This is a genomic window from Arenibaculum sp., from assembly GCF_035998295.1.
Lineage (GTDB): Bacteria > Pseudomonadota > Alphaproteobacteria > Azospirillales > Azospirillaceae > DASYHS01.
Window position 1 is genome coordinate 36417 of the sequence record NZ_DASYHS010000207.1, and the last position, 12565, is coordinate 48981.

A 12565-nucleotide genomic window follows, 5' to 3' on the forward strand; every position below is an offset into this window, starting at 1 on the left:
AGGCTGCCTGCGTTGCGGTTCGCTCGAATGTAAGGGCACCACCCACCCCGGTCAAGTCGCCCACTCTCCTTATAGTAGCAGAAATTACTTCTGCTTATCGTCTCGGTGCTTCTTCGCCGACTTCCTGTCCTCTTCGACCTCGCGGCCCAGCTCGTCGACGGCCTTCGGGTCGATCCCGCGGGCCTCGTCGAGTTTCTTCTCGCCCTTCTTGCGGTCGCCCGAGACCATGTCGTCGAGCGCCTCCTCGGCGAGGTCGTGCGCCTTGTCGTGCTTGTCCTCGGCCATAGCCGTATCCTTTCCTGGCTGGTTCCCTGCAGCGAAAACCGGGACGTGGTTGCGAGGTTCCTGTGCCGCCGCCGCAAATTCGCCCGCGCGTCCGGGATGAAAGCCCCGCGTCGCGCGTTCTCACGGTGCGGGTTCCTTCTGCCGCCGGGACCCGCCGGCCGCGGCACCCGGGGGGGACGAATGCCGCGGCCGTCCCGGCGGTAATCGGGAAACGGACATGGACCAGAACGAGCGCCGCATCATCGACGACCTGTTCGGCAAGCTGCGCCAAGCCGAGGGCCAGGGCGGCCCGCGCGACTCCGAAGCCGAGCGCCACATCGCCGAGCGCCTGTCGGCCCAGCCGGCGGCGCCCTACTACATGACGCAGGCGATCGTGATCCAGGAGCAGGCCCTGGCCGCGGCCCAGGACCGCATCCAGGAGCTGGAGGGCGAGCTGCGCAGCCGCCCCGCCGGCGGCGGCTTCCTCGCCGGGCTGTTCGGCGGCGGCAGGCCGGACCCCGCCCGCCAGCCCGCACCCCCGCCCGCCGCCGCGTCCGGCCGGCGGCACGACCTCGCGGCAAGCCAGCCGTCCGGGCCCTGGGGCCGGCCGGGCGGCGGCAGCTTCCTCGGCGGCGCGCTGCAGACGGCGATGGCGGTGGCCGGCGGCGTGGTCGTCGGCAACATGATCGCCGGGCTGCTGGCCCCCAAGCCTGCCGTCGCCGCCGAGCCGGAGCCCGATCCCGCCGAGGACGTGGCCGCCGAGGATACCGCTGAAGAGCCGGGAGAAGAGGCCGCCGGCGACTGGGGCGACTTCGGCGACGAGGAGTTCTGACCCCGTCCCGCCCTACCGGTGCGCCCCGACGCCGACCTGCGCGCACATCGAGAACAGCGGGCAGGTCGAGCAGCGTGGGCGCACGCCCGTGCACACCGCCTTGCCGAAGGGGACGAGGCGCTCGTTGATCTCGATCCAGTAGCGTTGCGGCAGCTTGGCCGCCAGCGCGTCCATGGTCCGCTCCGGCGTCGCCGTCGCGACGTAGCCCCAGCGGTTGGCGACCCGGTGGACGTGGACGTCGACCGCGATCGCCGGCCGGTCGAACCCGACCGCGAGCGTGAGGGCGGCGATCTTGGGGCCGACGCCCCGGAACGCCGTCAGCCCCTCCATCGTGTCCGGCACGGCGCCGTCGTGGCGCTCCAGTATCTCGCGCGCGATGCGCCTGAGGTCGCGGGCCTTCGGCTCGGGGAAGGTGGCCCCGTCCAGCAGCAAGGCCAGCCGGTCCTCGTCGAGCGCCGAGATCGCGTCCGGCGTCGCCGCGACGTCGAACAGGCGCTCGCACACCACCGTCGTCGTCTCGTCGCGCGTGCGCGCCGAGATCAGCGCGCCGACCAGCTGCTCGAACGGCGAGGCATGCCCGCGGTCGCGCAGCTCGAACATCGCCGCCTTCGGCAGGCCGGCGGTCGCGATGCGCAGCCGGCGGAACGCCTCGTCGACGTCGAAGGGGGCCTTCGCTTCCATGCCGGCGCCAACAGCCGGCGCGCGCCCGCGGTCGCGCGCATCTCCAACTTTCATTTGATTCGGCTGCCGAACGCGACCATGTTCCGCCGACGGCCACGAGGCCGGTTCCGGGATCGGACCTGACCCAGGTGCCCCTGCGCGTTCGCGACACGGTCATGAAGCTGCTGGCGGTGCTGTTCGCGGTCCTGACCGCGTCGGCGTCGCTTTCGGTCGTGCCCCACCGGGGCCCGCTCCCGGCGCCCTCCGGCGCGCTGGAGGGCGGCTACGCCCAGTGGGCGGCGGGCGGGTTCCTGCACGCCCTGCATCCGGCACCCCTCGTCCAGGAAAAGAAGCACCCGCCGCGCGCGGACGGCCCGGACGAGCTTGCCGCCGATGCCGCGCCCGCCGCCCACGCCGCGCTGGCCGCCGGCCGGCAGCCGGACTCGGGCGCACCGCCTCCGGCGCGGGGGCGTGCCGGACCCCGTTTCCCGACCGGGCCGCCGTTCGCCTGAGACGATTCCTTCTCCAGCGAACGCAACCCCATCGGGACATCCGCCATGACGACCCCCCGCGACCCGGCGCGCCGCCCGCGGCTCGAAGCCGTGCTCGGCGCCCTCAGCGCCACGTTCTTCCTTCTCGTGACCCTGCTGCCCATCCCCCTCGGCCTGGTCTGGGTCTGCGCCGACTATGCCGGCCTGCCGGACGTCGTGCGCGACGGCCTGCCGATCCCCGTCGCCGCCGCCGGCCTCGTCGCCGCCTTCCGCTTCCTGCGCCAGGGCATCGCGCTCGAAGCCGAGCGCCTGTACCAGTAGGAGAAAATCCCCCTTCCGTGCAACGGGAGGGGGTGGGCCCCGCCGCTAGGGCGCCCAGCGGTCCAGCAGCGCCGGGCTCAGCGGCATCAGTCGCGGCCCGTCGGTCCACAGCAGCAGGCAGTGGACCGGCCGGCCCGGGTAGATCAGCGCCAGCGCGGCGCGATACGCCGCCATCTGCTGGAGATAGACCGGCGAGACGTCCTCCTCCCGGAGCGGAGGGGGACGGTTCGTCTTGTAGTCGACGACCCACACGCCGTCCCCGTCGACCAGCAGCCGGTCGATCTGGCCGGACAGCACCCGGTCGGGCGCCACGACGCCGACCACCGGCACCTCCGCCCGGCTGCCCGGCCCGAACAGCCGGGCGAAGCGGGCGTCCTCCAGCACTGCGACCGTCTCGCGCGCGATCTCGTCCCGCAGTTCCGCCGTCAGCCCGTGCGCGGGGCGCGCCAGCCAGGTGCGCGCGGCCTCCGCGCGGCTCTCCGGCGCCAGTTCGGGCAACGTCTGCAGCAGCCGGTGGACCAGCGTCCCGCGCAGGAACCGCGCCCCGTCCCCGGGGCCGAGCGGCGAGCGCACGGCCGGTTCCGGCTGGTCCGGGCGCGACGGCGTCAGTGGGCGCGACGGCCGCGGCTCCTCGGGCGGCGGCTGGTGCGCCCAGGCCGGCAGCCGGTGGTGCGCCCGTTCGCGCGCGACGCCCATGCCGTCGGCGCGCGACGGCACGGTCTGGTGCCCCTTCAGCCGCCAGCCCGGCCCCCGCCAGCCCTGGGGGCTGCGGTCGGTGAAGTCGAACTCGACCGGCTCGGCCGATTCCTCCATCGCCGCTTCGGCCAGCCGGTACCAGCAGGCCGCGCCGGGGGCGCGCCGCCCCTGCCAGCCGCAGATGTAGAGGCGGTCCTCCGACCGGGTCAGCGCGACGTACAGCAGGCGGCGGTATTCCTGGTCGCGCCGCCGGTCGGCCCGTGCGCGCGCCTCGGCGCAGCTCCTGTCCTCCGAGGTCCGGCGCGGCGCGAACAGCGGCACGTCCAGCTCCCCGTCCGGCCACAGGACGCGCGGTCCCTGGGTCGGCACGCCCATGGTGTCGGGCAGGAACACGACCGGCGCCTGCAGGCCCTTGGAGCCGTGGACGGTCATGATCCTGAGCCGCCCGCCGTCCTCGCCGTCGTCCTGCTCCAGCTCGCGCTTGATCTCGGCGTCGCTGGTCTCCAGCCAGTGCTGGAAGCCCTGCAGCGACGGCGGATGGCCGCGCTCGTAGGCGAGGCAGGCGGACAGGAACTCGTCCAGCGGGTCCTCGGCGTCGGGGCCGAGGCGCGAGAGGATCGCGCGCCTTCCGCTGCCGCCGACGCCGGGATCGGCGGGGCAGGGCGCGCTCAGCACGCCGGCGAACAGCTCGAACGGGCGCACGAAGTCGGTCTCGGCCAGGCGCGCGGCCAGCCAGTCGTGGGCGGCGCGCCAGATCCCCGCGAACAGCGTGCCGTCGGCCTCCGCCCGCGCCGAGAGCGCCTGCCAAAGCGAGCCGCGGCGGTTCCAGGCGATCTCGAACAGCTGCTCCTCCGACAGGCCGATCAGCGGCCCCTTCAGCACGGTGGCGAGCGTCAGGTCGTCGTCTGGCAGCAGCAGGAAGTTGCCGAGCGCCAGCAGGTCCATGACGCTGATCTGGCTGGTCAGCACCATGCGGTCGACGCCGGCCACCGGCACGCCGCGTTCCTTGCAGGCGCGCACCAGCTCCTCGACGAAGCCGGTACGCCGGCGCACCAGGACCATGACGTCGCCGGGCTGCACCGGCCGGCCGCGCGCCTCCAGCCGTTCGCCGCGATCCAGCCAGCCGCGCACCGTCGCCGCGATAACGGCGGCCAGCCGGGCCGACGGCGCGTCGGCGCGCTCGCGCGCCAGCGGCGGCGCCCAGGGCTCGGGGTCGGGGCGTTCCTCCGGCACGACCGGCGGCCACAGCTCGACCAGCCCGGCATGGCCGCGCCGGAACGGCACGTGGCGGATCACGGTCGAGGCTTCGAAGGCGACGCCGTCGCGCGCGGCCTCCATCCGGAATACGCCGTCCACCACCTCCAGCACCGTGGCGGTGGAGCGGAACGAGATCTCCAGGTCGACGCGCGACCACAGCGCCTGCGCCTCGGCGACGTGGCGGCCGAAATGGTCGCGCATGCGCGCGAATTCCGCCGGGTCGGCGCGCTGGAAGCTGTAGATGGACTGCTTCTCGTCGCCGACCGCGAACAGGGTGCGCGTGACGTCGCGCGCCCCGGCGCCGGCGAAGAACTCCTCGGCGATCGCGGCCACGACCTGCCACTGGTCGGGGTTGGTGTCCTGTGCCTCGTCGATCAGCAGGTGGTCGAGCCCGCCGTCGAGCTTGAACAGCACCCAGGGTGCGCCGGGATCGCGCAGCAGGTCCAGCGCGCGCAGGATCAGGTCGTCGTAGTCGAGCCGGGCGCGCCCGCCCTTCAGATCCCCATAGCGATCGAGCAGCGCGTCGGCGAGGCGCAGCAGCGCCGCCGTCCCCGCGGCGACGCCGGCCGCGCGCACGCGCTCGGTCGCCTCGACGAGCCGTGCCGCCTCGCGCTCCAGCGCCTCGGCCGCCGCGGGCAGGCCGGCGGCGGCCTTCTTGGTGATCAGCGTCTTGCGAGGCTGGCCCTCGGCGGTCAGGAACAGGCGGGCGAAGGTCTGGAAGGTGACGGCGCGCCGGTCGGCCGTCTCCAGCCAGGCGCGGATCGCGGTCGCGCGCTCGCGGTCGGCGTCGCTGCCGCCGTCCAGCGCGGTGCAGGCGTCGCGCAGCCCCGGCCCGTCGAAGGCGTCGTCGCGGCAGATCTCCTCCAGCACGCCGGCGTCGTCGGTGCCCGGCGGCACGCCGAGATGGGCGTACACGGCGGCGATGGTGCCCTCCAGCCCGCCATGGCGTTCCAGGATGCGGCGGATGCGCCCGCGCTCGGAGGCGAGCATGCGCAGGATCTCGGCGAAGTCGTCCTGGCCGACGTCGCGGGTGAGGCGCCGCAGCGCATGGCCGAGCGCGGTGTCGGGCGCGGCGCGCGCGCCGCGCAGCACGCCGTCGCGCGCCTCGGCCAGCAGCTCTTCCGCCGTGCGGTCGTCCATCACCTCGAAATGCGGCGGCAGGCGCGCTTCCAGCGGGAAGCGGCGCAGCAGCGACTGGCAGAAGGCGTGGATGGTCTGGATCTTCATGCCGCCGGGGCAGTCGACGACCTGGGCGAACAGGCGGCGCGCGGTCGTGCGCGTCGCGGCGTCGGGGCGCTCGCCGCACAGGTCGAACAGCCGGTCCTCCAGGTCCGCGTCCTCGGCGGTGGCCCAGCGCGCGAGCGTGGCGTTGATGCGGTTCGCCATCTCGGCGGCGGCCGCCTTGGTGAAGGTGAGGCACAGGATGCGGTGCGGCGGCGTGCCCGACAGCATCAGGCGCAGCACGCGGTCGGTCAGCACCTTGGTCTTGCCGGTGCCGGCCGACGCCCCGACCCAGACCGAGCATTCGGGATCGGAAGCCGAGCGCTGCTTCACGTTGGGATCGATCGGGACGACGCGGTCGGCGAGGATCATCGGGCTGCCCGGCTGCGGATACCCCCTTGTACCGGAGCGGGCGGGGGAGGGGGAAGGGCGTTGGCCATGCTCCCCGTGGGCACGTGCGGCGGTGTGCTATATGCGTGGGATTGATGGCCGCGAAGCAAGCCGGCGGTATCCTGATCGATGAAGCGACGCTCCTTCCTGCTTTCATGCCTCGGGCTCGTCATGGCCGGGAGCGTGCCGTTGGCCTGGCGCGCCTATCCGGCGCCCGAAACGGCCATACTGCCGCCGGGCGTCCAGGCCGACCGGATCGTGGTTCGGAAAGCCCGGCGGGAAATGACGCTCTGGCGAGGTGGAGAGCCGTTCAAGACCTATGAGGTGGCCCTGGGGCAGGGTGAGCCGGGACCCAAGCGGCGCGAAGGCGACAACAGAACGCCGGAAGGGATCTACCGCATCAGCGGACGCAATCCGAACAGTGCCTATCACCTCTCGCTGCGCATCAGCTATCCTGAACCTCGCGACGTCGCAGCGGCGCAGGCCCGTGGAGAGCCGCCGGGGAGCGACATCATGATCCACGGCATTCGCAACGGGTTCGGCTGGCTCGGTACCCTGCACCGGCAGTTGGACTGGACCGCCGGATGCATCGCCGTGACCAACGCCGAGATCGAGGAGATCTGGCGGGCGGTCCCGGACGGAACGCCCATCGAGATCCTGCCATGACCGGCCCGAAGGCTCTCCTCCCGGGGGAGGGGCAATGGATGAAAAGCCTCCATCCAGGACCGTGCACAGATCAAGCCGCATCCAGCGCGGCTACGACTGCCTCGGGGTTCCGCTCGATCACCGTGAGGTAGGCTTGGGACGCTGCATCGGGCACGCGCCGTCCCTGCTCCCAGTCGCGGACGGTCGCGAGCGGAATGCGAAACCGCTCCGCGAAAGCCGCTTGCGACAGTCCGAGCCGGCCGCGGATGTTCCGGATGCGGCCGGCGACCGCGAGGCGATCCATTTCCGCATCGGTGAGGATCGGTGCGGCGTCCGGGTTCTCTGCGACCTGACGGGCAATATCGTCGTCGGTCATGGCGTCGACGACCTTCCAATCGACTTCGCGGAGAGCCTTCTCGGCATCTTCCCTGGTCATCTTCACCGTAGCCATCTGCGCTGCTCCCTGGCGTTGGCCTTACGGACGGAGATGAGGCGGTAGGCGTCGCCTCTCATCGTGTAGACGCAGGCGAAGAGGCGTCCGGCAACCAAGCCGTAGGCGACCCGTCGGCTTTCGCTGTACTCGCGAGCGTCAGGGATATCGGCGACACAATGCTCCAGGACCATCTGACCGAGGGCGAGCGACACCCCGTGCTTGCTCCGATTGGCCTGATCCTTGGCCGTGTCGAATTCGATATCCATGAAGGAAAAATACGGCAATGCCGTATGGCGCGCAAGAAGGAAGCGGCAGAAGGCGACCGGCCCGCGCTTGCTCCTGCGCGACGCGCTCGTCCGTGCGCGCAGGGTCAGTCCAGCGTGCGGACGGTGCCGTCCGCAAGGCGGAACTCGGCATCGAGGCCGGGAGCCCCATCGGTTCGGGTCACGTCGACCAGGCCTTCGCCGCCGAGCGCCGACAGGCAGGCGGTAATGCGCTCGGGCTTCGGATGGCCGACCCTCAGGCGCACCAAGCGGATGCCGAGGTCGGTCATGGAGGCTGAGGGGTGCGGACCGTCCGGCCAGCGTATCAGGATGGGCAGCGCTCCTTCTCCAGGGATCGCGCCGTCGTCCCGGACCGCGATGCGCCAATGCAGGTCGTCCCGCCGCACCTCCACCGGCCGCCCCAGATCCTCCGGGCAGCGCCGAAGGCTCGCCTCCAGCTCCGTCGTGCCCGCGACCCATGCGATCAGCCCCGGGCGCCGCTGCAGGCGGGCGGCCATCGCCGGGTCGTCGAGCGCGAACCACCGCCGCCTTCCAGGCGGCCCGGCGTCCGGGTCGACGGCGATGATCTCCAGGAACACGCCCTCGCCGACCCGCATCAGCCTGTTGTGCGTCCCCATCGACGGATGCTTTCCGCCCGCGGGCATCTCTACTCCCAGGACGTCCCGGACGTACTCGACGCCCTGCTCCAGCGTCAGGGCCCCGACGACGAGGTGGTCCATGACCAATCGAATACCGGACATCTCTCCCTCCGTACCGCGCCTTGATCGGCCTCGGGACGAAGCCTACAGCCCCAGGCGAGCTAAAGGTGTTTGGAGTTGAGCGCGATAACCCTCGTCCGTAAAATGTGTTTTCATGAAGCTGGATCAAACCGATAGAAAGATTTTAAGGGAACTCCAGGAGGACGCCTCCCTCAGCCTCGGCGAGCTTGCGGGCCGTGTCGGCCTGTCGCAGATGCCGGTATGGCGCAGGGTCAGGAGGATGGAGGACGAGGGCGTCATCAGGAAGCGGGTGGCGCTGGTCTCGCCCCACGCGGTGAATGCCAGGGTCACGGCGTTCGTGATGCTGAAGACCAGTCATCACGACGCGGACTGGTTCGAGCGGTTCTCGGACGCGGTCGCGGCCATGCCGGAGGTCATGGAATTCCATCGCCTGTCGGGTTCCGTCGACTTTCTGCTCCGCGTCGCGCTCCCCGATCTCGACGGCTACAGGGATTTCTACAGGCGCCTGATCGGGGCGGTGGACTTCGTCGACGTCTCCACCGCCTTCGCCTTCGAGACCCTCAAGCAGACCACGGCCCTGCCTCTCGATTTCGTCCAGGACCCCTGAGGCCGCGGGCCGGGGCGACCGCGCGCTCACTCCCCGCCGTCGCCCCCGCCCGTAGCCCATTCCTGCACCCGCGCCAGATGCGCATAGTCGCTGTAGCGCGGTGCGCGGTCCGGGCGCGGCAGCGCGCGGTAGGGGGTCGCCGGGTCGTCGAAGGCGCGGATCAGCGCCAGCAGCCCGTCCCGCGCCTCGGCGACGAGGCGCGCCACGTCCGATCCCTCGATCGGGATCTCCTGGCCGGCCGGCTCGCCTCCGGTCAGCTTCCAGAACGCCAGCTCCGTCACCGGGCGCGGCTCCAGCCCCTCGAAGGCGCCGGCCGCGGCCATCGCCGCTTCCAGCGGCAGCTGCGGCGCGAAGCCCAGTGCGATCTCGCCCGCGCCCGGCGGGCTGCCGGTCTTGTAGTCGAGGATCGCGAGGCTGCCGTCCGGCAGCAGGTCCAGCCGGTCCGCGGTGCCGGTCAGCGTGAACGGCCCCGCCGGCCCGTCGAGGACGAGGGTGCCCTTCGCCTCCGTCGCCAGCGTGCGGATCGTCGCCCGCCGCTCGGTCTCGCGCGCGACGAACCAGTCCGCGATCCGCTCGAACCGCGGCCACCAGAACGCCCACACGTCCGGCCGGGCGAGGTGGTCGCCGAACGCCCGCTCGCCCTCGGCCTTCAGGCGCTCGGCCGCATCCGCCGGCAGCGCGCCCGGATGCGCGCGCAGGAACGCGTCCAGCGCGGCATGGATGAACTGCCCGCGCTCCGCCGCCCCCGGGTCGGCCGCGATCGGGTCGAGGGCGGACAGCCGCAGCACGTGGCGCGCATAGACCGCGTAGGGGTCGCGCATCCAGGTCTCGACCTGCGTCACCGACAGCTTGCGCGGCCGGGCGCGCACCGGCGGGCGCGGTTCCGGCGGGGCCGCCGGGCGCACCGCGCCGGGCCGGTCCAACTCGGCCGCCCAGGCGAGCCAGCGCGCGCCCTCGCCGCCGATGCGGTCGTCGAGGCCGAGGCGGGCCAGCACCGTGTCCAGCCGCAGCAGCCAGCGCGACGGCACTGTCGGCGTCCCGTCCACCCGTTCCGACCGGGTCAGCACGACCTCGTCGGCATGGGAGAGCTGGGCGAAGTCGTGCGCCGACAGCCCGATCCGCCGCTCCGGCGTCGGCAGGCCGAGCGACTTGCGCATCGGGCGCGACAGCCACGGATCGGCACCGGGGTCCGGCGGCCAGGTCCCCTCGTTCAGCCCGCCCAGGATCACAAGGTCGGGCCGCTGCAGCCGCGCCTCCAGCAGGCCGAGGATCGCGAGCCGCGGATGCCGGCCGTAGCGCGGCCGCACCGCCGGTGCCGCCGCCAGCAGCGCTTCGAACAGGCGCACGTAGCCGGACCCCGTCAGCGGCGGGAAATCGGCCGCCGCGCGCAGCAGCTCGTTCAGGAACCGCGCCGCCGCCTCGCCGTCCTCGTGCCGCCACAGCCGCTCCGGCCCGATCTCCCGGTTGGATGCCGCCAGCGCCTCGGCCAGCTCGCCATGCAGCGCCAGCCACTGCGCGAGGGGACGGGGCTCCGGTGCCGCCAGGGCGTCCAGCCATGGCTGCATCAGCGTGCCGAGAGGCTCCAGCCAAGCCGCCAGCCCTTCCGGTGCGCGCTCCGCCCCCGCCAGCGCCGCTTCGATGCCGGGGAAGCCCGGCCCCGGCCGAGGGCCGCGCAGCACCGCCAGCTCCAGCCGGCGCGCCATCGCGCGGAACGCGGCCGGGTCGCGCCCGGCGGAGGTGAGGGGGTGCTTCAGCAGCTCCAGCAGCCGCACCGGTTCCGCCTGCCGGAAGCCGCAATCCGCGACGAGGCGCAGGAAGGTGCCGGCGGCGGTGTCGCGCAGCGGGCGGCCGCCCGAATCGTCGATCGCGATGCCCCAGCGGCCGAGCGCAGTCGCGACCCGGCGCGCCAGATTGCGGTCCGGCGTCACCAGCGCCGCCGTCCGGCCCGGCGTCTCCAGCGCCTCGCGCAGCATCAGCGCGATCGCGCCCGCCTCCTCGCGAGGGCCGGGGCAGTCGATCCGGGTGACGCCGGCCAGCGCCGCCTCGTCGATGTCCGCGAGGTCGCGCCACGCCTCGGTCGTCGCCGCCGGGCGCAGCGCCTCGGCGATCAGGCGCGTGCGCGCGGCGCGGGGCCGGCTGGCCCGGGACTGGCCGGCATGCACGTCCTCCCAGGGCCGGACGTCCTCGCGCCGCGCGCCCAGGGACTTGAGCAGGCAGGACAGCTCGTATTGCGGATGCGCCTCGTCCAGCGCCTCCCAGCTCCGCTCGTCCATGTCGCGGTCGAGGCCCGGCAGCACCACCATGCCCCGGGGCAGCGCCGCAACCACCGACAGCAGGCCGGCGGCCGCCGCGCTGACATGGGTGTGGCCGGCGGCGATCACCGGCCCCGCCGGCGGGCGTTCGCGCCACAGCGCCGCCTGCGCCTCCAGCATGGCGCGGCTGCGTGTCGCCGCGTCCACCGCCCCCTCGGCCGCCTCGATCAGCGGCCACACCTCGCGCAGGATCTTCAGGAAGTCGAGCGTGATCTGCCAGTGCCTGGCGTGGTCCTCGGGCACGATGCCGTCCAGGCGCTCCGCGCCGACGCCCTCGGCGATCATCTGGTCGCGCAGCCGGCACAGCTCGACCGACAGGCGCGCCGCCTGGTCGGGCGCCTCGGTCGCGCCCGACCGCAGGATCGCCTGCGCCAGGAGGAGCTGGCGGCGCACCTCGTCCATCGCCGGCGGCAGCTCCAGCCCTTCCGCCAGGCCCGGCAGGTCGGCGAGGCCGAGCGACAGCTCGTCGGCGTCCAGGTCGCCGATCGGGCTCATCCTCGGCAGCAGCTGCGGGCTCCCGCGCGAGATGCGCAGGAACGCCTCGCGCAAGGTCCGGCAGGCCCTGCGGTTGGGCAGCAGCACCGTGCACCCCGCCAGCGCCAGCGGGTCGTGGCCGATCCGCTCCAGGATGCCCGCCGCCAGCGCGTCCACGAAGGGCAGCGCCGGCGCGATCGTGTACAGGCCCGGGATCAGCTCTCCGCGCATGGGCGCACGTAGTCCATCCGGACCTCGACCTCGGGGATCGCGTCGGGCGTGCCGACATGGAACCACAGCCCGTCGTGCCGCACGCCGTACAGGCGCTCGCGCGCCAGCGCGCGGTCCCAGACGAGGTTGTTGGAGAACGGGCCGTCCGGCATGTCGGCATAGGCGGCGGCCGTCGTCACCTGGACCCCGGCGAACACGAACGGCGCCAGCAGGCCGGCGGGGCGGCGATGCACCTTGCCGTCCGGGTCCATGCGGAAGTCGCCCGGCCCCTCGAACCCGACCGCCGCGACCGTGGGGTGCAGCAGCAGCAGCACGTCCATCCGCGCCGGGTCCCAGGCGCGCGCCAGCCGGTCGAGCGCGCGGCTCGGCCCGTCCAGCCACAGCGCGTCGGAGTTCACGGTGACGAAGGGCCCGTCGCCGAGATGGGGCAGCGCCCTGCGCACGCCGCCGCCGGTCTCCAGCAGCTCCGGCTCGGGCGACAGGACCGTGCGCGGGCTCGCGCGCTCCGCGAGGTGCCGCTCGATCATCTCCGGCTTGTAATGCGTGTTGACGACGACGGTCCCGATCCCGGCCTCCTCGAGCCGGTCGAGCGCGTGGTCGAGCAGGGTGCGGCCCGCCACCCGCACCAGCGGCTTCGGCCGCTCCAGGGTCAGCGGCCTCATGCGCAGGCCGAGGCCGGCGGCGAGGATCATGGCATGCGTGAAGGCAGGGGTGCAGGTGGTCATGTC

General features: G+C 73.2%; 13 protein-coding genes. 5 read left to right on the forward strand and 8 right to left on the reverse strand.

Annotated elements, in window-relative coordinates; all coding sequences use genetic code 11:
* Window positions 1-84: 84 nt before the first annotated feature.
* Window positions 85-285, reverse strand: coding sequence for a hypothetical protein (locus VGO20_RS20195; RefSeq protein ID WP_327504183.1), 201 nt, complete (start codon window positions 283-285; stop codon window positions 85-87).
* A gap of 217 nt (window positions 286-502) precedes the next feature.
* On the opposite strand from VGO20_RS20195, the gene VGO20_RS20200 reads away from it, so the two are divergent.
* Window positions 503-1096 carry a DUF2076 domain-containing protein gene (locus VGO20_RS20200; protein WP_327504184.1) on the forward strand — a complete coding sequence of 198 codons (594 nt, stop codon included), beginning with the start codon at window positions 503-505 and terminating at the stop codon, window positions 1094-1096.
* Window positions 1097-1108: 12 nt separating this feature from the next.
* Here VGO20_RS20200 and VGO20_RS20205 read toward each other — a convergent pair whose 3' ends face one another.
* Window positions 1109-1777, reverse strand: a complete 669-nt coding sequence (locus VGO20_RS20205; protein WP_327504185.1) for an endonuclease III domain-containing protein — start codon at window positions 1775-1777, stop codon at window positions 1109-1111.
* A 128-nt stretch (window positions 1778-1905) separates the two neighbouring features.
* Here VGO20_RS20205 and VGO20_RS20210 point away from each other — a divergent pair, with 128 nt between their 5' ends.
* Window positions 1906-2268, forward strand: coding sequence for a hypothetical protein (locus VGO20_RS20210; protein ID WP_327504186.1), 363 nt, complete (start codon window positions 1906-1908; stop codon window positions 2266-2268).
* Window positions 2269-2313: 45 nt separating this feature from the next.
* The gene (locus VGO20_RS20215; protein WP_327504187.1) at window positions 2314-2568 is read left to right on the forward strand and encodes a hypothetical protein; all 255 of its coding nucleotides are present in this window, start codon (window positions 2314-2316) and stop codon (window positions 2566-2568) included.
* 45 nt (window positions 2569-2613) lie between these two features.
* Here the strand turns inward: VGO20_RS20215 and addA are convergent, their stop codons facing one another.
* Window positions 2614-6114, reverse strand: coding sequence for a double-strand break repair helicase AddA (addA, locus tag VGO20_RS20220; RefSeq protein WP_327504188.1), 3501 nt, complete (start codon window positions 6112-6114; stop codon window positions 2614-2616).
* 147 nt (window positions 6115-6261) lie between these two features.
* Here addA and VGO20_RS20225 point away from each other — a divergent pair, with 147 nt between their 5' ends.
* On the forward strand, window positions 6262-6798 hold the full coding sequence (locus VGO20_RS20225) for a L,D-transpeptidase family protein (protein ID WP_327504189.1): 537 nt from the start codon (window positions 6262-6264) through the stop codon (window positions 6796-6798).
* A gap of 70 nt (window positions 6799-6868) precedes the next feature.
* On the opposite strand, the gene VGO20_RS20230 is transcribed toward VGO20_RS20225, so the two are convergent.
* From VGO20_RS20230 to VGO20_RS20240, 3 genes are all read right to left on the reverse strand, one after another.
* On the reverse strand, window positions 6869-7228 hold the full coding sequence (locus tag VGO20_RS20230) for a helix-turn-helix domain-containing protein (protein WP_327504190.1): 360 nt from the start codon (window positions 7226-7228) through the stop codon (window positions 6869-6871).
* Entirely contained in the window at window positions 7216-7476 is a 261-nt protein-coding gene (locus tag VGO20_RS20235) for a BrnT family toxin (protein WP_327504191.1), read from the reverse strand. Before VGO20_RS20235 ends, VGO20_RS20230 begins: the two co-directional genes overlap by 13 nt.
* 104 nt (window positions 7477-7580) lie before the next feature.
* Window positions 7581-8234, reverse strand: a complete 654-nt coding sequence (locus VGO20_RS20240) for a VOC family protein (protein WP_327504192.1) — start codon at window positions 8232-8234, stop codon at window positions 7581-7583.
* A gap of 112 nt (window positions 8235-8346) precedes the next feature.
* Between VGO20_RS20240 and VGO20_RS20245 the strand changes: the two genes are divergently transcribed.
* Window positions 8347-8820: an Lrp/AsnC family transcriptional regulator gene (locus VGO20_RS20245; RefSeq protein ID WP_327504193.1), complete on the forward strand. Its 474-nt coding sequence runs from the start codon at window positions 8347-8349 to the stop codon at window positions 8818-8820.
* A gap of 26 nt (window positions 8821-8846) precedes the next feature.
* On the opposite strand, the gene addB is transcribed toward VGO20_RS20245, so the two are convergent.
* Together addB and VGO20_RS20255 are read right to left on the reverse strand one after the other, a co-directional pair.
* On the reverse strand, window positions 8847-11837 hold the full coding sequence (gene addB / locus VGO20_RS20250; RefSeq protein WP_327504194.1) for a double-strand break repair protein AddB: 2991 nt from the start codon (window positions 11835-11837) through the stop codon (window positions 8847-8849).
* Complete coding sequence (locus VGO20_RS20255) at window positions 11822-12562, reverse strand: nucleotidyltransferase family protein (protein ID WP_327504195.1); 741 nt, start codon at window positions 12560-12562, stop codon at window positions 11822-11824. Before VGO20_RS20255 ends, addB begins: the two co-directional genes overlap by 16 nt.
* Window positions 12563-12565 lie beyond the last annotated feature (3 nt).